The 20,691-nt window shown below is 74.4% G+C and carries 9 protein-coding genes and 1 tRNA gene; 6 read left to right on the top strand and 4 right to left on the bottom strand.

Annotation, left to right across the window (positions count from 1 at the left end; translation table 11 throughout):
* Positions 1-10: 10 nt before the first annotated feature.
* On the bottom strand, positions 11-559 hold the full coding sequence (locus AB0O40_RS04135) for a DNA-binding protein (RefSeq protein WP_365035394.1): 549 nt from the start codon (positions 557-559) through the stop codon (positions 11-13).
* 159 nt (positions 560-718) lie between these two features.
* Here AB0O40_RS04135 and AB0O40_RS04140 point away from each other — a divergent pair.
* Positions 719-791, top strand: a tRNA-Ala gene (locus AB0O40_RS04140).
* Between the two features lie 81 nt (positions 792-872).
* Here AB0O40_RS04140 and AB0O40_RS04145 read toward each other — a convergent pair.
* The 3 genes from AB0O40_RS04145 to AB0O40_RS04155 all read right to left on the bottom strand — a co-directional run bounded on the left by AB0O40_RS04145 (position 873) and on the right by AB0O40_RS04155 (position 2,926).
* Positions 873-1,337: a hypothetical protein gene (locus AB0O40_RS04145; protein ID WP_365035396.1), complete on the bottom strand. Its 465-nt coding sequence runs from the start codon at positions 1,335-1,337 to the stop codon at positions 873-875.
* A 16-nt stretch (positions 1,338-1,353) separates the two neighbouring features.
* Positions 1,354-1,728 (bottom strand): hypothetical protein, encoded by a 375-nt coding sequence (locus AB0O40_RS04150; protein WP_365035397.1) that lies wholly within the window; start codon positions 1,726-1,728, stop codon positions 1,354-1,356.
* Positions 1,729-1,888: 160 nt separating this feature from the next.
* Positions 1,889-2,926, bottom strand: coding sequence for a helix-turn-helix domain-containing protein (locus tag AB0O40_RS04155; RefSeq protein WP_365035399.1), 1,038 nt, complete (start codon positions 2,924-2,926; stop codon positions 1,889-1,891).
* A gap of 164 nt (positions 2,927-3,090) precedes the next feature.
* On the opposite strand from AB0O40_RS04155, the gene AB0O40_RS04160 reads away from it, so the two are divergent.
* The 5 genes from AB0O40_RS04160 to AB0O40_RS04180 all read left to right on the top strand — a co-directional run bounded on the left by AB0O40_RS04160 (position 3,091) and on the right by AB0O40_RS04180 (position 20,552).
* On the top strand, positions 3,091-3,453 hold the full coding sequence (locus tag AB0O40_RS04160; RefSeq protein ID WP_365035400.1) for a hypothetical protein: 363 nt from the start codon (positions 3,091-3,093) through the stop codon (positions 3,451-3,453).
* Positions 3,454-3,626: 173 nt separating this feature from the next.
* Positions 3,627-3,995, top strand: coding sequence for a hypothetical protein (locus tag AB0O40_RS04165; RefSeq protein WP_365035402.1), 369 nt, complete (start codon positions 3,627-3,629; stop codon positions 3,993-3,995).
* Positions 3,996-4,149: 154 nt separating this feature from the next.
* Positions 4,150-4,584 (top strand): helix-turn-helix transcriptional regulator, encoded by a 435-nt coding sequence (locus AB0O40_RS04170; protein WP_365035404.1) that lies wholly within the window; start codon positions 4,150-4,152, stop codon positions 4,582-4,584.
* Between the two features lie 154 nt (positions 4,585-4,738).
* Positions 4,739-5,716: an asparagine synthetase A gene (locus AB0O40_RS04175; RefSeq protein WP_365035406.1), complete on the top strand. Its 978-nt coding sequence runs from the start codon at positions 4,739-4,741 to the stop codon at positions 5,714-5,716.
* Positions 5,717-5,837: 121 nt separating this feature from the next.
* Positions 5,838-20,552, top strand: coding sequence for an amino acid adenylation domain-containing protein (locus AB0O40_RS04180; RefSeq protein WP_365035408.1), 14,715 nt, complete (start codon positions 5,838-5,840; stop codon positions 20,550-20,552).
* The last annotated feature ends 139 nt before the right edge of the window (positions 20,553-20,691 follow it).

The raw sequence follows: 20,691 nt of genomic DNA on the forward strand, positions 1-20,691 counted from the left end.
CCCTCCGGTGTCAGCTCTGGTGCGCCTCGTAGTGCGCGACCGCGTCCGCCGTACGTCCCGCGCCGTACACCCGAAGGAACTCTGCCAGTTCCGGATGGGTGGGGGCGAGGGAATCCGCCGCATCGATGATGTCCCCGGCCGCGGAGACCGAGCGCAGCAGCGACTGGATCTCGCGGACCACGCGCCGCACGGTGGGCGCCCCGGAACTGACGGTGGGCTGGGTGGTGTTGCTCAGGACGGAACCGCCCTGGGTCTTCTTGATCTCGTCCATGCGGTCGGTGGCCTCCACCGCGCTGACGCTGCCGTCGGCCACCAGGCCGGCGAGCTCCTGGAGCGCCTGGACGCGCTGGACCACGGCGGGATTGCCGATCTTGGCACGCTGGCCGCTCATCAACTGCGACAGCATGGGAGCCGACAGCCCGAGCACGGCGGCGAGCCGGGCCTGGTTCAGACCGAGGTCATCTATGAGCCGGCGGAAGAGGGCACCGAGGGGCTCTCCGTACCAACTCCGCTGGAGCTCTCTGGCTCTGGCCGTGGCCTCTTGCTGCACTGCATCCACTTACTACTCCCCTTCGCTGGTGCGAACCTCGCGAGCATCTTACGGAGAGTGGTTGCGGACCGGGAGTCCCTATCATTTTGCGGGATACGGGGGGAGACCCGGTACTCTGGTCTGCGGAAGTCGCCGAACCCTTCAGGGGTCCGGCCGCATCCGTTTCACGGGGCCTTAGCTCAGTTGGTAGAGCGCTGTCTTTGCATGGCAGATGTCAGGGGTTCGACTCCCCTAGGCTCCACGAGAAGACCCCTCTGACCTGCGTAAACGCGGTCAGAGGGGTCTTTTGTGTACTGCGGCCCCGACCGGTGGGCCGGCGGGCTCAGCCGGCGGCGGCGATCCAGGCCTCCAGCTGCTCGGGGGTGGTGGACGGATCGGCGACCAACTCGGACAGGGCGTCGTCCGTGTAGTGCGCGGTGGCCACGGCCGGACAGCGGTGGCAGGCGTCGACCCCGGTCTGCCGCCACCACTGGCACTGGCTCCGCAGGTGGCACCGGGGAACCGCGCGGGTCTCCTGCTTCGGCGGCAGCGTCAGCACCCGCTCGACCAGGGTGCAATCGTCGCCCCGCCGGTTGATGCAGCTGGAGACGCAGTGCGAGGCGAAGCGCAGGACCCGGGTGGGTGCGATCCCTGCCGGGACGGCGCCCAGGACCTCCGCCGCGGGCACGGGCTCGGCCAGGTAGCTGACCTCGCCCGCCTCGCCCGAACGCACTCCGAGGACGACGGCCTCGGGGGCGTGCGGGTCGCCGCTGGGGCACCAGGATCGGGTGGACTCGTCGGTTCCCACGGTGCTCACCTCCGGGTCAGCAGGTGGGGGCGTGGGTGCCGGACGTGGTGCTCATGCCCTTCAGGGCGACCGCGTGCGTGTGCTCCGAGACCGCCGGGGAGGCGGCGCGGCCCACCGGTACCTCGCTGAGGACCGCCGGGACGGCCTTCTGCCCCACCGGGTCCCCGCTGAGACGGGCCGTGGAGACGCGGCCGACGACCCCGCCGCCGAGCACGCCCGTGGCGGTCTGCTCCTGCAGGACGGCCTTGGCGAGGCTGGCGTGCAGCTGGGCCGTGGAGGTGATGCGCTCGGGCTTCGCGGGGGCCGCGGTCGCCGGGGTGGCGGCACCGACGGCGATGCCGGCCGCGATGACGGCGGCGGCACCGGTGGCGCTGAGTCGCGTGTGCTTCATGAAGCCTCTCTCCTGAGTGGAAGTGCCGGACGGGTGGTCCTTGGCTCGTCCGCACCCTAGGAACGGCTCCTGTCGCAGAGCGGCAGTTCGTTGCGGCAGTTGGCACCCGCCGGTGCCGTGCCCAGGGCGTCGGAGTCCGTGCGGAGGGCTTGCAGGAACGTCACTCCTCGCCGGTCAGCCAGCCGCGCGCGACCGCGCGCGCACCTGCCTGGAACCGGCTGCGGGCGCCGAGGAGTTCGAGCAGGTCGGCGGCGATCCGACGGGCGGTACGCGGTGAGACGCCCAGTCGTTTGGCCACCGCCTCGTCGGTGAGGCCCTGGCCGAGCAGCCGCAGGGCCTCGGCCTCCTGGGGGATCAGCCCCCGGTGGTCCCGCTCGCGCTCGCGCTGGCCGGTGCCGAGCGGGACGCCGTTGTCCCAGATGGACTCGAAGAGCGCGCACAGGGCGGTGAGCGTGCCGTTCCCGGTGAGGACCAGGGCGCCGGCGGCGCTGTCCTCCCCGTCGGTGGGCACGATCGCGACGTTCCGGTCCATGATCATCAGGCGGATCGGCAGCGAGGTGGCGGTGCGCACCTCGCCGCCCTGTTCGGAGAGCCACTTGGCGTACGAGACGGTGGCGGGGCTGTTGCGGACGCTGTCCAGGTAGAGGGTCCGCATCCGGACGCCCCGGGCGAGCAGTTCCTGGTCCTGGGGCTTGGCGGCCTCCATGCTGGCCGCGCTCTGGGCGCCGCCGGGGGCCAGGGTCATCACCTCGACGGTGACGGCGCGGACCAGGACGTGGATCCGGTCGCGGATCTCCTCGATCCCGTCCAGCCGCTCCACGTCGGGCATGGTCTTGCGGGGCCGGCTGGCGGCGAAGTCGGCGGCCAGTTGGACCGCCGCGACTCTGAGGCGTTCGACCCGCTGCTGCTCGGCGGCCAGCCGCTCCTGCTGGCGGGCGATCAGCGCCTGGATGCCGAGCTCGGGGTCGACCGCGCGGAACAGCTGCGGTTCTTCCAAAGAGGGGCGGATCAGGGCGAGTTCGCTGAGCTTGTCGAGCGCGGTGCGCAGCTCGTCGTCGGAGATGCCCAGCCGGACGCGTAAGTCGCCGAGATCGGCCTGTGGTTGGGCGAGCAGGGTCCGGTACACGTCAGCGCAAGAGTCGTCCAAGCCAAGTGCGTCCAACACGATGCAGCCCCCCAGCGAGTTGACGTATGGCATCAAAACACGTCAAGCGCCGGTTGAATACAACTGGAGTTCGCCAGCTCGCGGATATGGCCGGAGGGCCTGCTCGGCAAGGGGCGCGGTGGCCGGTTTATGACCGGGCATACAGCGTCCCCCGGCTTCGCCTTGTTGGGCTGGGCGGGGCTGCGCAAGCTCGATGGATGCATCTGGTTCACGTACGCCTCGTCGTGCCCGGAGAGTGTCCCGAGGGCCCTGGCCTGCGGGAGATCTTCCGTGCCCACGCGGTCCCCGAAGAGCGTCTCGAGCACATCAGCGTCCACCCCGGCGAGGGCGGACTGGTCACCCTCGGCTTCTTCGTGACCGCCGATTCGCTGCTCGCCGCGGAGTCGGTGGCGCTGTCCGTCGTCGAGCGGGCGGTGGCCGGAGAACCCGCCCTCAGAGAGGCCCGGCTGCACGGCTGCGGAGGCGCCCTGGTCGCGGAGTTCTTCGACCGTCTGGTCATCGGCCCAGGCCGGGATGGACGGACTATGCGAGTGCAGGATCAGGACAGCGGACAGAACTAGCGGCCACCCGCACGGCACGGGAATCTGGTGTCACCGGCAGGGAGGCGGCCACCGAAAAGGGCGGCCGGGCCGGCGGGCGTCAACCGCGGGACGCTCCGTTCAGCCTCCGGGCACCACTGCTCGTGCTCGTGATCGCACACCTCACACCACCCCGACCGAGGGAGAAGTCTGTCGTGTCCAGCCGCCTGTCGCTCGCCAAGTTCGCCGTGGTCCTCACCTTCGTCGTCACCCCCGCCCTCGGCGTCGCCGCCGTGGCCACGGCCGACGGGGGTTCGGTGACCGGCGGCGGGGCGTCGCACTCCGCCGTCGCCGACGGGCCGGGCACGAACGGGACGCAGGGCGGGGCCGTGCCCACGCCGAGCCCCACCACCTCCAAGGACACGACCGGCTGGGACTCCGTGCAGGGCGGCGAGGACGCCGTCCCCACCCCGAGCCCGACCACCTCCAAGGACACCACCGGCTGGGACAAGGTCCAGGGCGGCGAGGAGGCCACCCCCACCCCGAGCCCCAGCACGTCCAAGGACACCACCGGCTGGGACTAGTCCCCTCCCTTCTCCTTCCTGCTCTTCCCGTTCTTCCCTCCTGCTTCATCCCTCCCCGGCCGGGGCGGAGTCCGCACCGGGCTCCGCCCCGCCCGGCGATCCCCATGCGTTACTTCTCCCAACCCGTGGAGGGGCAGTGCACACGCCCTGCAAGGTGAATCAGTTCGGCTCCCTGCTCCAGCTCTACCGGGCACGGCAGGGCATGACGCAGCAACAGCTCGCGGACTTCTCCGCAATGAGCGTCCGGGCCATCCGCGACCTCGAGCGGGGGCGCGCCGAGCGGCCCCGCCGGGACACCGTCCGGCTGCTCGCCGAAGCGCTCCGGCTCGACGAACAGCGTCGCGAAGCCTTCGAGCGCGCGGCCCGGCCGGCCCCGGCCGGGGACCGATCCGACGACCTGGCGGACCTACACCTCATGTCCGAGACCCGTGAGTTCGAGTACGCCACCATGCTCCTCGAAGCGCTGTCGGCCGATTCCGGTGACGGCGACTGGGCCGAGGCGCTCAACGACATGGCCAAACAGCACTGGCGGCTGATCACCGTCGACCGGGGCGTGGCCTTCCTGGAACGCCGCCTCGACCGGGTCTGATCCGGCCGGGGCGCGGCCCGTACGGGCCGTTCCGGTACCTGCGCGCGGCACTGCCGCCGCTGGCCGAAAAGCTGCCGCCCGCAACTGCCGCTCGTAGGGAATTCCAGCAAATAGATTCAGTTGGGCAGGAATTCCGAAAGAAACGAGGCGCGATATGACGCAGCACGAGCAGCGGCTTCCCGGAACTCCCCGGGAACACCTCTCCTCCGAGACCACCCGCACGGTACTGCGCATTCAGCACCGCATGCTGATGGCGATACGCCGGCACCTGGACGAGGGCGGTTACACCGAATTGCACGCGCCGGTCATCGGCCCGGTCACGGACCCCGGTTGCCGCGGTGCCAAGCAGGTGGACATCGACTACTACGGGCGCCGCTACAAGCTCATGACGAGCGCGATCCTGTACAAGCAGGCCTCGCTGCACGCCTTCGACAAGATCTTCTGCATCGCCCCCAACATCCGCCTGGAGCCGCCGGAGACGGCGAGCACCAGCCGGCACCTCGCCGAGTTCCACCAGATCGACGTCGAGGTGGCCGGCGCCACCCGCGAGCAGATCATGGGCGTGGCCCAGGGGATCGTCGTCGCGGCGGTCCGCGAGGTGGTGGACCGGATGCCCGGCGAGCTGGAGCGGCTGGGCCGGGACACGGACGCGTTCAAGGACCTGCTGGAGCGCCCCTTCGACGTGATCGGCCACGGCGAGGCGGTCGGCCAGGTCGGCGGCGACCCGCACGCCGAGATCGACTGGGAGGGCGAGGCCCGCCTCTCCCGCAAGGCCACCCGGCCCTTCTTCGTCACCGACTACCCCAAGGGCTCCCGCGGCTTCTACGACCGCGAGAGCCGCGAGCAGCCCGGCACGCTGCGCAACTTCGACCTGCTGGCCCCCGAGGGCTACGGCGAACTCGCCAGCGGCAGCGAGCGGGAATTCGAATACGCCCGCATCATCACGCGGATGCGGGAGACCGGGGAGAACCCGGCGAAGTACGGCTGGTACCTGGACATGGTGCGGGAGGGAATTCAGGGAAGCGCCGGATTCGGTATCGGATTCGAGCGGCTGACCCGCTACATCACCGGCGTCCAGTACGTCTGGGAAGCCAGTGCCTACCCGAAGCTGCCGGGCGTCTTCTCGGCCTGACCGCACGCGATGCCCCGCGGTGTCCGCCCCCGCGGGTCCGTCCTGCCCGCGGGCGTCCGCGCCCGCGGTTCTTTTCCCCGCAATCCCATGAGAAAGCACGAGAAAAGGTGGAGTGAAGAAGATGTCGACCGATCGTGACGAGCAGCAGTGGTGGCAGGAGCGGCTTGCCGGACGTGCCGAGCAGACCGGGCCGCTGCTGCCCGTCACGGACGCCGGAGGTGAACCGCCGGCCGCCGCGGCGGCCGGACCCGTGCTCCTGGAAGCGGAGCTGGCGCCCGGTACCGCCGAGGGCCTGGCGGCCCTGGCCGCCGAGACCGGCACCGGTCCCGAGGACCTGTTCACCGCACTCACCGCCGCCTTCCTCGCCCGTATGACCTCGGCCGCCGACCAGCTGGTGGCCGTACCGGCAGCCGGCCACCGGGCGCTCCCGGTCCGGCTGGACGCCGACCCCGGCACCTCCCTGCGGACCCTGGCCGCCCGTGCGGCGGCCGGGTCCGCCGAGGCCCGCGAGCACGCCGGGATCGCCCCCGCGGAGTTGGCCGCGCTGCTGCCCCGGCGCGGCAGCGCCGGCTACGGGCCCGCCGGCCCGCTCGCCCTCCTCGCCGACGGCCGGAGCCCCGAGCCCGCCGAGGGCCTGGCCTTCGTCCTCGACGCCCCGCACCGCCGGCTCACCCTGCACGCCGCGCCCGGCAGCGCCGGGCCCGCCGAACTCGCCCTGCTCACCGACGCCTTCCGCACCTTCCTGGACTCCGCGGCCGGCGCCGGCGCCGACCGGCCGGCCGCCGGGCTGGAGCTGCTGTCCCCCGCCGCCCGCCACACCGTCCTCGAGACCTGGAACGCCACCGCGCGGGACACCACCGGCCGCCCCCGGAACGTCGCCGAGGCCTTCGCCGCCCAGGCCGCCCGCACCCCGGACGCCACCGCCCTGCGGACCGCCGCGGGCCCGGTCTCGTACGCGGAGCTGGACCGCCGGGCCAACCGGCTGGCGCACCGCCTGACCGGGCTGGGCGTCGGAGCCGAGACCGCGGTGGCCGTCCTGATGGAGCGCTCCGCCGACCTGGTCACGGCCCTCCTCGCGGTGCTCAAGGCGGGCGGCGCGTACGTGCCGCTGCACGCCACCTACCCCGAGGCGCGGATGCGCTCCGTCATCGAGCAGACCGGGGCCCCGGTGCTCCTGACCGACCTGGCCACCACCCCGGGGGACGCCTTCGACGGGCTGGTCCGCACCCTGCTCGTGGACGCCGACCCGGACGCCGGCGAGCTGCCCGACACCGCGCCGGAGGTCGCGATCGAGCCCGGCCGGCTCGCGTACGTGATGTTCACCTCCGGCTCCACCGGCGCCCCCAAGGGGGTGGCTGTCAGCCACCGCGACATCCTGGCGCTGGCCGGCGACCACTGCTGGGCGGACGGGTCCCAGGAGCGGGTGCTGGTGCACTCCTCGCACGCCTTCGACGCGGCCACGTACGAGATCTGGGTGCCGCTGCTCGCCGGCCACCAGGCGGTGATCGCCCCCGCCGGGCAGCTCGACGCGCGCTGCCTGCGGAGCCTCACCGAGGAGCACGGCCTCACCAGCGTCTTCCTCACCACCGCCCTCTTCAACCTGATCGCCGAGGAGGACCCCACGGTCTTCGACTCGGTCCGCCAGGTCTGGAGCGGCGGCGAGGCCTGCTCGCCCGATGCCATCCAGCGGGTTCTCGACCTGTGCCCGGACACCGAGTTCGTGCACGTCTACGGCCCCACCGAGACCACCACCTTCGCCACCTACCTGCGGCTGCGGGCCCCCCACCGGGTCGGCGCCACCGTCCCCATCGGCCGCCCGATGGACAACATGCGCACCTACGTCCTCGACGACGCGCTGCGCCCGGTCCCGGTCGGGGTCACCGGCGAGCTCTACATCGCCGGCGAGGGGCTGGCCCGCGGCTACACCGCCCGCCCGGCGCTGACCGCCGAGCGGTTCACGGCCGACCCCTTCGGGACCGGCGAGCGCATGTACCGCACCGGTGACCTGGTGCGCTGGCTGCCCGAGGGCACCATCGAATTCGTCGGCCGCGCCGATCAGCAGGTCAAGATCCGCGGCTTCCGCATCGAGCTGGGCGAGATCGAAGCCGTGCTGGCCCGCTTCCCCGGCGTCGGGCTGCGCACCGTCGTGGTCCGCGAGGACCGGCCCGGGGACCAGCGGCTGGTCGCCTACGTCGTGCCCGCCGAGGGCGCGGCGCTCGACCCGGCCGCGCTGCGCGCCCACACCGCCGAGGCGCTGCCCGCGTACATGGTGCCGGCTGCGTTCGTGGTGCTGGAGGCGCTGCCGCTCAACTCCAACGGCAAGGTGGACCGCAAGGCGCTGCCCGCTCCCGCGGCCGGGGCGGCCGAGGGGCTGCGCGGCCCGCGCACCGCCGAGGAGGAGGTGCTGTGCGGCCTCTTCGAGGGCCTGCTCGGCCTGGACCGGGTGGGCATCGACCAGAACTTCTTCGAGCTGGGCGGCAGTTCGCTGCGCGGGATGACGCTGATCAGCCGGATCCGCGCGGTCCTGGGCGCGGAGGTGCCCTTCCCCGCGCTCTTCGCCCACCCGACGGTGGCCGGCCTGGCGGCGATCCTGCGCGAGGGCGGCGAGCGCCGGCCGGCGCTGACCGCCGCCGACTCCCGGCCCGACCCGCTGCCGCTGTCGTACGCGCAGCTGCGGCTGTGGTTCCTGCGGGAGTGGGAGGAGGGCGGCTCGACCTACAACATCCCCCTCGCCCTGCGGCTGCGCGGGCCGCTGGACGCGGACGCCCTGCAGGCCGCGCTCGCCGACGTCACCGGCCGCCACGAGGCGCTGCGCACCCGCTACCCGGCCCGGTCCGGTGAGCCGTACCAGCACGTCGAGCCGGTGGCCGAGCCGGTCCTGCGGCTCACCCGGGTCCCCGCCGACGCCCCGGACGACGCGCTCGGGCGGCTGGTACGGGCCGCGGCCGGGCACGAGTTCGACCTGGCGGCCGGGCTGCCGCTGCACGCGGAGCTGCTGGAGCTGGCCCCCGAGGACCACGTCCTGGTGCTGGTCCTGCACCACATCGCGGGTGACGGCTGGTCGCTCGCCCCGCTGGCCCGCGACCTGGGCACGGCGTACGCCGCCCGGCTGACCGGCGACCGGCCGCAGTGGGCGCCGCTGCCGGTGCAGTACGCGGACTACACGCTCTGGCAGCGGGAACTGCTGGGCGAGGAGCGCGACCCGCGGAGCACCGGCGCCCGGCAGCTCGGCTACTGGAGCGAGCGGCTGGCCGGCGCCCCCGAGGAGCTGGAGATGCCGCTGGACCGGCCGCGTCCGGCGGTGGCCTCGCACCGCGGCGAGGTGGTCACCGCGCTGGTCGCCCCCGAGCTGCACGCGGGGCTGACCGCACTGGCCCGGGAGACCGGCAGCACGCTCTTCATGGTCCTGCACGCGGCGGTGGCCGCCCTGCTCTCCCGGCTGGGCGCGGGCACCGACATCCCGCTGGGCACGGCCGTGGCCGGACGCTCCGACGAGGCGCTGGACGAGCTGGTCGGCTTCTTCGTCAACACGCTGGTGCTGCGCACCGACCTGTCCGGCGACCCGACCTTCCGGGAGCTGCTGGAGCGGGTCCGGGCCACCGACCTGGAGGCGTACGCGCACCAGGACCTGCCCTTCGAGCGGGTCGTGGAGGCGCTGAACCCGGCCCGCTCGGCCGCCCGCCACCCGCTCTTCCAGACCATGGTCGTCCTGCAGAACAACACCGACGGGGTCTACGAGTTCACCGGCGCCACCGCCGAGCCGCACCCGCTGGAGCAGCGGGCCGCCAAGTTCGACCTCACCTTCTTCGTGGCCGAGACGGCCGAAGGCCTGCGCTGGGACGTGGAGTTCGCCACCGACCTGTACGACCGGGCGACGGTGGAGGCCATGACCGGCCGGCTGCTGCGGCTGCTGGCCGCGGTGGTCGCCGACCCGGACGGCCGGGTCTCGGCGGCCGGGCTGCTGGAGGGGGCGGAGCTGGCCCGGATCGAGGAGTGGAGCGGGGCCCTGGCCGGGGCGCCCGACGACCGGAGCGTGCCGGCGGTCTTCGAGGCCGCGGTGCGCCGCGGGCCCGACCGCACCGCACTGGTGCAGGGTGCCGAGCGGGTGACGTACGCGGAGCTCGACACCCGCGCCAACCGGATCGCCCGGCGGCTGCGCGCGGACGGCGTGCGCCGCGGCGAGACCGTCGGCGTGCACCTGGAGCGGGGCACCGACCTGATCGCCGCGCTGCTGGGCGTGCTGAAGGCCGGGGCCGCCTACACGCTGCTGGACCAGGCCTTCCCGGCCGAGCGGCTGACCGCCGTCATCGAGGACGCCGGGGTCCGCCGGGTGATCTCCCGCCGGGAGGCCGCCGGGCGGCTGGGCGCGGGGCCCTCCTACGTCCTGCTCGACGAGGAGGCCGCCGCCATCGCGGCGCTGGACGGCTCCGGCCTGGGGCTCCCGGTGGGCGCGACGGACGCGGCGTGCGTGATGTTCACGTCCGGTTCGACGGGCCGGCCGAAGGGCGTGGTGGCGCCGCACCGGGCGCTGGTCTCCACCTTCGTGGGTCCGGACTACCTGGAGTTCCGCGCGGACGACGTCTACCTGCAGTCCTCGCCGGTGTCCTGGGACGCCTTCGCGCTGGAGGTCTTCTCCGCGCTCTTCCACGGCGGGCACACCGTGCTCCCCGCCAGCCCCCGGACCGACCTGGACGAGATGGCGCGGCTGGTGGTGGACCACGGGGTGACCGTGCTCCAGCTGTCCGCCTCGCTCTTCAACGTGCTGGTCGACGACCGGCCGGAGCTCTTCGCGGGCCTGCGGACCGTGATGACCGCCGGCGAGGCGGCCTCGGTGGCCCATGTGGCCCGGGCCCGGGCACTCCACCCGGAGCTGCGGATCCTCAACGGCTACGGCCCGGTCGAATCCATGGGCTTCACCACCTCCCACGCGATCGGCCGGGTGCCCGAGGACGCCGCGTCGATCCCGATCGGCTCCCCGCTGGCGGGCAAGCGCGCCCACCTGCTCGACGCGCAGCTGCAACCCGTCCCGGCCGGCGTGCCCGGTGAGCTGTACGTGGCCGGCTCGGGCCTGGCCCGCGGCTACGCGGGCCGCCCCGGACTCACCGCGGAACGCTTCGTGGCCAGCCCCTTCGCCCCCGGCGAGCGGATGTACCGGACCGGCGACCGGGCCCGGCTGCGCCCGGACGGCTCCCTCGAATTCCTCGGCCGGCTCGACGACCAGGTCAAGATCCGCGGCTTCCGCATCGAGCCCCGCGAGGTCGAGGCCGCCCTGGCCCGCTTCCCGGGCCTGGTCCAGAGCGCCGTCGTGGTGCGCGAGGACCGCCCCGGTGACCGGCGGCTCGTCGCCTACGCGGTACCCGCCGACGGGGTGCGGCTGGACCCGGCCGCGCTCCGCGAGTCGCTGGGCCGGGCGCTGCCCGAGTACATGGTCCCGGCGGCCGTGGTGGTGCTGGACGCGCTGCCGCTCACGGCGAACGGCAAGCTCGACCGGCGGGCCCTGCCCGCCCCGGTGGCCGGCGCCCCCGCCGGCCGCGGCCCGCGCACCCCCGAGGAGGAGGTGCTGTGCGGCCTCTTCGCCGAGGTGCTGGGCATCGAGCGGGTCGGCGTGGACGACAGCTTCTTCACCCTCGGCGGGCACTCACTGCTGGTCACTCGGCTGATCAGCCGGATCCGTTCGGCCCTGGGCGCCGAACTCGGCATCCGGGCGCTCTTCGCCCGGCCCACCGTCGCCGGGCTCGCCGAGGCGCTGCGCGAGGGCGGCCCGCGCCGGCCCGCCCTGGTCGCCGCCGACCGCCCGGACCCCGTCCCGCTGTCGTACGCCCAGCAGCGCCTGTGGTTCCTGCGCGAGTGGGAGCAGGGCGGCGCCACCTACAACATCCCGCTGGCCGTGCGGCTGCGCGGAGCCCTCGACCACGAGGCGCTGCGGGCCGCGCTCACCGACGTGGCCCGGCGCCACGAGTCGCTGCGCACCACCATCCCCTCGGTCCAGGGCGAGCCCCGCCAGCAGATCACCGACGATCCGGAGATCAGGCTGCTGGTCCGCGCGTGCACCGAGGAGGAGCTGGCCGGGCTGGTCGGCCGGGCCGGGGCGCACGAGTTCGACCTGGCCGCCGAACTCCCGCTGCGGGCCGAACTGCTGGTGCTCGCCCCCGAGGACCACGTCCTGGTGCTGGTGCTGCACCACATCGCGGGCGACGGCTGGTCCATGGCCCCGCTCGGCCGGGACCTCGGCCTCGCCTACGGGGCCCGGGTCGCCGGGACCCGCCCGGACTGGGCGCCGCTGCCGGTCCAGTACGCCGACTACGCGCTCTGGCAGCGCGAACTGCTGGGGGACCAGCGCGACGAGCAGAGCCTGGCGCTGCGCCAACTGCACTACTGGAACCAGGCCCTGGCCGGGGTGCCGGAGGAGCTGGAACTGCCCATGGACCGGCCCCGGCCGCCGGTCGCCTCGCACCGCGGCGACCTGGTCACCACGGTCACCGGGCCCGAGCTGCACGCCGGGCTGGCGGCGCTGGCCCGGGAGACCGGGACCACCCTCTTCATGGTCCTCCAGGCCGGTCTGGCCGCGCTGTTCAGCCGGCTCGGCGCCGGTACCGACATCCCGCTGGGCACCGCGGTGGCCGGCCGGACCGACGAGGCGCTGGACGACCTGGTCGGCTTCTTCGTCAACACGCTGGTGCTGCGCACGGACGTGTCCGGTGACCCGTCCTTCCGGGAGCTGCTGGACCGGGTGCGAGCCGCGGACCTGGACGCGTACGCCCACCAGGAGCTGCCCTTCGAGCGGGTCGTGGAGGCGCTGAACCCGGCCCGCTCGGTGGCCCGGCACCCGCTCTTCCAGAACATGCTGGTGCTCCAGAACAACGCGGCGGCGACCCTGGACCTCCCCGGTCTGCGGGCCGGCCGGTACCCGCTGGACCACAAGATCGCCAAGTTCGACCTGACCTTCTTCGTCGAGGAGCAGACCGGCGCCACCGGGGCGCCCGAAGGCCTGCGCTGGGACGTGGAGTTCGCCACCGACCTGTACGACCGGGCGACGGTGGAGGCCATGACCGGGCGGCTGCTGCGGTTCCTGGCGGCCGTGGTCGCCGATCCCGACGAGCAGGTCTCGGCGGTCGGACTGCTCGAGGAGGCCGAGCGGGCGCGGATCGAGACGCGGTGGAGCGGCGCCGGGGCGGGCCGTCCCGACGGCCGGGGCGTGCCCGAGGTCTTCGAGGCGGCCGTGCGCACCGCGCCGGAGCGCACCGCGCTGGTGCAGGGCGCCGAGCGGCTGACGTACGCGGAGCTCAACGCCCGCGCCAACCGGATCGCCCGGCACCTGCGGGCCACCGGGGTGCGGCCGGGCGAGACGGTGGGCGTGTACCTGCCCCGCTCGGTGGACCTGATCGCCGCGCTGCTGGGCGTGCTGAAGGCCGGCGGGGCGTACACGCTGCTGGACCCGGCCTTCCCGGCCGAGCGGCTGGCGACGGTGGTCGAGGACGCCGGGGTCCGGCTGGTCGTCTCGCGCGAGGAGCAGGCCCGGGCGCTCGGCGCACCGGTCCGCTACCTGCTGCTGGACGGCGAGGCGGCAGCCATCGAGGCGTTGGACGGCTCCGACCTCGGGCTCCCGGTGGGTGCCGCGGACGCGGCGTGCGTGATGTTCACGTCCGGTTCGACGGGCCGGCCGAAGGGTGTGGTGGCGCCGCACCGGGCGCTGGTGTCGACCTTCGTGGGTCCGGACTACCTGGAGTTCCGCGCGGACGACGTCTATCTGCAGTCCTCGCCGGTCTCGTGGGACGCCTTCGCGCTGGAGGTCTTCTCCGCGCTCTTCCACGGGGGCCGCTCGGTCCTGCCGGTGGGCCGGCGCACGGACCTGGACGAGATGGCGCGGCTGGTGGTGGAGCACGGGGTGACCGTGCTCCAGCTGTCCGCCTCGCTGTTCAACGTGCTGGTGGACGACCGGCCGGAGCTCTTCGCGGGCTTGCGGACCGTGATGACCGCCGGTGAGGCGGCCTCGGTGGCCCATGTGGCCCGGGCCCGCCATCTGCACCCGGAGCTGCGGATCCTCAACGGCTACGGCCCGGTCGAGTCCATGGGCTTCACCACCTCCTTCGCGATCGGCGAGGTGGACCCGGCCGCGCCCTCCATCTCCATCGGCTCCCCGCTGGCCGGCAAGCGGGCCTACGTGCTCGACCCGCTGCTGCGGCCGGTGCCGGTGGGCGTGCCCGGTGAGCTGTACGTGGCCGGCTCGGGCCTGGCCCGCGGCTACGCGGGCCGCCCGGGGCTGACCGCGGAGCGGTTCGTGGCCAGCCCGTACGAGAGCGGCGGCCGGATGTACCGGACCGGCGACCTGGCCCGCTGGCGGGCCGACGGGATGCTGGAGTTCATCGGCCGGCTCGACGACCAGGTCAAGATCCGCGGCTTCCGCATCGAACCGCGCGAGGTCGAGGCCGCCCTGGCCCGCTTCCCCGGCATCGTCCAGACGCACGTCATGGCCCGTGAGGACCGGCCCGGCGAGAAGCGGCTGGTCGCCTACGCCGTCCCGGTCGAGGGCGGCACCCTCGACGCGGAGGAACTGCGCCGCTTCGTGGGCCGGGCGCTGCCCGAATACATGGTCCCGGCGGCCGTGGTGGTGCTGGACGCGCTGCCGCTCACGGCGAACGGCAAGCTCGACCGGCGGGCCCTGCCCGAGCCGCTGGTCGGCGGCAGTGCCGCGGGCCGCGGTCCGCGCACCCCGGAGGAGGAGGTGCTGTGCGGCCTCTTCGCCGAGGTGCTGGGCATCTCCCGGGTCGGCGCCGAGGAGAACTTCTTCGACATCGGCGGCCACTCGCTCTCCGCCACCCGGCTGATCAGCCGGATCCGCTCGGTGCTCGGCGCGGAGCTGGGGCTGCGGGACCTGTTCGCCGCCCCGACCGTGGCCGGGCTGGCGGCCGGGCTGGCCCCGCGGACCGGCGGCCGGTCGGCGCTGACCGCGCCCGCGCTGCGGCCGGACCCGCTGCCGCTGTCGTACGCCCAGCAGCGGCTGTGGTTCGCCCGCGAGTGGGAGGAGGGCGGCTCCTCGTACAACATCCCGCTGGCCCTGCGGCTGCGCGGTCCGCTGGACCGGGCGGCGCTGCAGGCCGCGCTGGACGACGTGGCGGAGCGGCACGAGGCGCTGCGCACCGTCTTCCCGGCCGACCGGGGCGTCCCCCGGCAGGAGATCGTGACCGGCGCCCGGATCCCGCTCCGGGTGACCACGGTCACCGCGGACGAGCTGGACGCCACCATCGCCCGGGCCGCCGCGCACCCCTTCGACCTGGCGGCCGAACTGCCCTTCCGCACCGAGCTGCTGGAACTGGGCACCGAGGACCACGTCCTGGTGCTGCTCCTGCACCACATCGCCGGTGACGGCTGGTCCATGGCCCCGCTGGCCCGGGACCTGTCCACGGCCTACGCGGCCCGGACCGCCTGGCACACCCCGGCGTGGTCGCCGCTGCCGGTGCAGTACGCCGACTACGCCCTCTGGCAGCGGGAGCTGCTGGGCGACGAGTCCGACCCCGACAGCCTGGGCGGGCGTCAGCTCGCCCACTGGCGCGAGGCGTTGGCCGGGCTGCCCGACGAGCTGGAGCTGCCGGTGGACCGGCCGCGGCCGGCGGTCGCCAGCGGGCGGGCCGAGGCGGTCTCCGCCTGGATCCCCGCCGAGCTGCACGCCCGGCTCTCCTCGCTGGCCCGGGAGACCGGCACCACCCTCTTCATGGTCCTCCAGGCGGGTCTGGCCGCGCTGTACTCGCGGCTCGGTGCCGGCACGGACATCCCGCTCGGCACCGCCATCGCCGGCCGGACCGACGACGCGCTGGACGAGCTGGTCGGCTTCTTCGTCAACACGCTGGTGCTGCGCACCGACCTGTCCGGCGACCCGACCTTCCGGGAGCTGCTGGAGCGGGTCCGGACCACGGACCTGGACGCCTACGCCCACCAGGAGCTGCCCTTCGAGCGGGTGGTGGAGGCGGTGAACCCGGTGCGCTCCACCGCCCGGCACCCCCTCTTCCAGACCATGATCCTGCTCCAGAACACCGAGGACGGGGTCTACGAACTGGCCGGCACCCGCACCGAAGTGCACCCCGTCGAACACCGCGCGGCCAAGTTCGACCTCAGCCTCGCCCTCGGCGAGAGCTTCGACGAGGAGGGGCGGCAGGCGGGCATCGGCGCCGAGTTCGAGTACGCCACCGACCTGTACGACCGGGCGACGGTCGAGGCCATGGGGCGCGGGTTCGTCCGCCTCCTGGAGGCCGTCACCGAGGCCCCCGACGCGCCCGTGTCCCGCGCCGAACTCCTCGACCCGGCCGACTACGACCGGATCCTCACCGAGTGGAGCGCCGCCGTCCCGGCGGAGCTGTGGCAGGACCTGGCCGAGGCCGGCAGCCGCAACACCCGCACCGCCTACCTGCTGGACGACGCGCTGCGGCCGGTCCCGGCCGGGGTGCTCGGCGAGGTCTACCTGGCCACCGCCGCGCCCGCGGCCCCGGCCCGGCCCGCCGACCGCTACGTGGCCAACCCCTACGGCGGCACCGGCACGGTCATGTACCGCACCGGCCGGCTGGGCCGCTGGGACCGGGACGGCCGGCTGGACCTGGGCCTGCCGTCCGGCACCGGCGGCACCCCGGACGGCGGGGCGGGCGGCCCGGCCCCGGCGCCCGCCGCACCGGTCGGCCGGAGCCCGCGGACCCCCGCCGAGGAGGTGCTGTGCGCCCTGTTCGCCGAGGCGCTGGGCGTCCCCCGGGTCGGGGTGGCGGACAACTTCTTCGCCCTGGGCGGCTATTCGCTGATGGCCACCCGGCTGACCAGCCGGATCCGCTCGGTGCTCGGCGTCGAGATCGGCATCCGCACCCTCTTCGCCAACCCGACGGTGGCCGCTCTGGCGGCGGTCCTGCGGGACGCCGGGGAGAGCCGGCCGGCGCTGACGGCCCGGGACTCGCGGCCGGACCCGCTGCCCCTGTCGTACGCGCAGCAGCGGCTGTGGTTCGGGCAGGAGTGGGAGGAGGGCGGTTCCTCGTACAACATCCCGCTCGCGCTGCGGCTGCGCGGTCCGCTGGACCGGGTGGCGCTCCGGCAGGCGCTGGACGACGTGGCGGAGCGGCACGAGGCGCTGCGCACGGTCTTCCCGGCCGACGGTGGCGTCCCGCGGCAGGTGGTCGTCGAGGGTGCCCGGATCCCGCTGCACGTGGCGGCCTGCCCGCCCTGCGAACTGACCGGACACCTGGTCCGGGCCGCCCGGTACGCCTTCGACCTGGCCCGGGAGACGCCGGTCCGGGCCACCCTGCTCAGCCTGGGCAAGGACGACCACGTGCTCGCCCTGGTCCTGCACCACATCGCGGGCGACGGCTGGTCCGTGGCCCCGCTGGCCCGGGACCTGTCCACGGCTTACGCGGCCCGCACCGCGGGCACGGCCCCGGCGTGGTCGCCGCTGCCGGTGCAGTACGCCGACTACGCCCTCTGGCAGCGGGAGCTGCTGGGGGACGAGGCCGACGCGGACGGCCTGGGCGGGCGTCAGCTCGCCCACTGGCGGGAGGCGTTGGCGGGGCTGCCGGAGGAGCTGGAGCTGCCGGTGGACCGGCCGCGGCCGGCGGTCGCCGGCGGGCGGGCCGGGGCGGTCTCCGCCCGGATGCCGGCCGAGCTGCACGCCCGGCTGTCGACCCTGGCCCGGGAGACCGGGACGACGCTGTTCATGGTCCTCCAGGCCGGTCTGGCCGCGCTGTACTCCCGGCTGGGGGCGGGCACGGACATCCCGCTCGGCACCGCCATCGCCGGCCGGACCGACGACGCGCTCGACGAGCTGGTCGGCTTCTTCGTCAACACGCTGGTGCTGCGCACCGACCTGTCCGGGGACCCGACCTTCCGGGAGCTGCTGGACCGGGTGCGGACCGCCGACCTGGACGCCTACGCCCATCAGGACCTGCCCTTCGAGCGGGTGGTGGAGGCCGTGAACCCGGTGCGGTCCACCGCCCGGCACCCGCTCTTCCAGACCATGCTGCTACTCAAGAACGGCACCGGCGGGGCCCTGGAACTGCCCGGTCTGGAGACCGCCGAGCACCCGCTCGACCTGCACGTCGCCGAGTTCGACCTGCTCTTCGGCGTCGAGGAGCGGTTCGCCGCCGACGGCGAACCGGCGGGCCTGGCCTGGAACATCGAGTACGCCACCGACCTCTTCGACGCCGGCACCGTCGAGTCCATCGCCGAGCGGCTGGTCCGGCTGCTGGACCGGCTCAGCGCCGAACCGGACGCCCCCGTCGGCGCGGCCGACGTCCTCGGCACCGCCGAACGCACCCGGATCCTCGGCGACTGGGCCGGCTTCACCGCCACCGGCCGGGGCGAGGCCGCCGAGCGCCCGGTGCACCTCTTCTTCGAGGAGCAGGCCCGGACCCGCCCCGAGGCCACCGCACTGGTCCTCAACGAGGAACGGCTCACCTTCCGCGCGCTCAACGACCGGGCCAACCACCTCGCCCGGGAGCTGATCCGGCAGGGCGCCGGACCCGAGGAGCGGGTGGCCGTGCTGCTCGGCCGGTCGGTCGCCTCCGTGGTCGCCCTGCTCGCCGTGCTCAAGGCGGGCGCCGTGTACGTGCCGGTGGACCCGGCCCACCCGGCGGACCGGATCGGGTACGTGCTCGGGGACGCCCGTCCCCGGCTGGTGCTCTCCTCCGCCGCGGTGGACCCCGCGCTGTACTCGGGCAGCGCCCCGGTGCTGCTGCTGGACCGCGGCGCCACCGGGCGGGACGGGGCGGCCGCGCCGGCCGACCCGGTGGACGCCGACCGGCGGAGCCCGCTGCGGCCCGCGCACCCCGCGTACCTGCTCTACACCTCCGGCTCCACCGGCCGGCCCAAGGGCGTGGCGGTGGAGCACCGGGCGCTGACCAACCTCTTCCACAGCCACCGGGAGACCCTGTTCGCGGAGCACCTGGCGGCCACCGGCAAGGCGGCGGCCACCGTGGCCGTCACCGCGCCGCTCTCCTTCGACGCCTCCTGGATGGGACTGCTCGCCCTCTTCGCCGGGCACGAGCTGCACCTGCTGGACGACCAGACCCGGCGGGACCCGGCCGCGATGGTCCGGTACACCGGCCGGCACGGCGTGGACTTCCTCGACACCACCCCGACCTACGGGCTGGAGATGCTGGAGCACGGGCTGCTCTCCACCCCCGAACTCACCCCGCGCACCCTCACCTTCGGCGGCGAGGCCATCCCGGAGCCGCTGTGGCGCCGGCTGCTGGCCGAGCCCGCCACCCGGGCCCACAACTTCTACGGGCCCACCGAGTGCACCGTCGAGACCCTGACCACCCCGCTGGAGGCCACCGACACCCCGGTGATCGGACGGCCGGTCTCCAACGCCCGGGTCTACGTCCTCGACGAGGCGCTGCGACCGGTGCCGACCGGGGTCACCGGGGAGCTGTACATCGCCGGTGACGGGCTGGCCCGGGGCTACGCCGGACGGCCGGGGCTGACCGCGGAACGCTTCGTGGCCTGGCCCTACGGGTCGGGGGAGCGGATGTACCGCTCCGGCGACCTGGCCCGCTGGCGGGCCGACGGCTCCCTCGAATTCCTCGGCCGGGTCGACGACCAGGTCAAGATCCGGGGCTTCCGGATCGAACTGGGCGAGATCGACGCGGTGCTCGGCCGCCACCCCGGTGTCGGACACGGCGCGGTGGTGGTCCGCGAGGACCGGCCCGGCGACAAGCGGCTGGTCGCCTACCTGGTGCCGGCCGGCCCCGAGGCGCCGGACCCGGCGGAGCTGCGCCGGTTCCTGGCCGCGGCGCTGCCCGCGTACATGGTCCCGGCGGCCTTCGTACCGCTGGCCGTGCTGCCCCGGACCGCCAACGGCAAGCTCGACCGGGCGGCCCTGCCGGTCCCCGAGTACGGCGGCCTGGGACGGGCGCCCGAGAGCGCGCTGGAACACGCGCTGTGCGAGATCTTCGCCGAGGTGCTGGACACGCCCCGGGTCGGGGTGGACGACAGCTTCTTCGACCTGGGCGGCCACTCCTTCCTCGCCACCCGGGCGGTCAGCCGGATCCGTGCCGAACTCCCCGGTGAACTGCCCGAACTGACCGTGCAGGCCTTCTTCCAGACCCCGACGGTGGCCGGGCTGGCCGCCCGGGCCGGAGCGGACGCCGCCCCGGCACCCGGCGCCGACCTGCTGGTGCCGCTGAGCACCCGCGGCGGCCGCGCCCCGCTCTTCTGCGTCCACCCGGTCACCGGCCTCAGCTGGTGCTACGCCGGCCTGGCCGGGGCGCTGCCGGACCGGCCGGTCTACGGACTGAACGTGGACCGGGACCCGGCCCCGGGCCATCCGGACCTGGCCGCCCTGGCCGACGCCTACCTGGAGCGGATCCGCGCGGTCCAGCCGGCCGGTCCGTACCACCTGCTCGGCTGGTCGCTGGGCGGCAACATCGCCCATGCGATGGCCGTCCGGCTCCAGGAGCGGGGGGAGAGCGTGGCCGTCCTGGCCCTGCTCGACTCCTACCCGATGGGCCGCGGCGAGGACGGGGGCACGGCCTTCGCCCCCGAGGAGATCGCCGGGTTCCTCGGCCGGGAGGGCGAGGGAGGTGCCGGCGCCGGACTCGACCCCGGCTTCGTGTCCGCGCTCGCGGCGGCCGCCGCCCGGACCGTCGCCCTGGTCGAGTCGGCCCGCCCGGGCCGGTTCACCGGAGACCTGCTGCACTTCACCGCCACCGAGGGCCGGGACCCCGGCGCTCCGGTACCCGACGACTGGGGTCCGTACGTCACCGGGCGGATCGCCGGCCACGACGTCACCTGCGAACACCTCGACATGACCCGGCCGGAACCGCTGGCCGCGATCGCCGATGTGCTCGCCCGGGATCCCCGCTTCAGCTGATCCACCCCAGGGGTTGGGGCTCAACCTTCCGTTGTTTCACGTGAAACATCCGCCTGTTTCACGTGAAACATCGGCCCGGCGGTCGCCTGGGGAGACCGCCTCCTCCGCACCCGCACTGACGCCCGATGCTCAGGCCCGT

It is taken from the genome of Streptomyces sp. NPDC089919, from assembly GCF_040684615.1.
Classification (GTDB): Bacteria; Actinomycetota; Actinomycetes; order Streptomycetales; family Streptomycetaceae; genus Streptomyces.

What these genes read in the sequence shown, in the direction of transcription:
- AB0O40_RS04150 (WP_365035397.1), bottom strand. Translation starts at nt 1,728, where the DNA reads ATGAAGCACACGCGACTCAGCGCCACCGGTGCCGCCGCCGTCATCGCG.
- AB0O40_RS04155 (WP_365035399.1), bottom strand. Translation starts at nt 2,926, where the DNA reads ATGCCATACGTCAACTCGCTGGGGGGCTGCATCGTGTTGGACGCACTT.
- AB0O40_RS04160 (WP_365035400.1), top strand. Translation starts at nt 3,091, where the DNA reads ATGCATCTGGTTCACGTACGCCTCGTCGTGCCCGGAGAGTGTCCCGAG.
- AB0O40_RS04175 (WP_365035406.1), top strand. Translation starts at nt 4,739, where the DNA reads ATGACGCAGCACGAGCAGCGGCTTCCCGGAACTCCCCGGGAACACCTC.
- AB0O40_RS04180 (WP_365035408.1), top strand. Translation starts at nt 5,838, where the DNA reads ATGTCGACCGATCGTGACGAGCAGCAGTGGTGGCAGGAGCGGCTTGCC.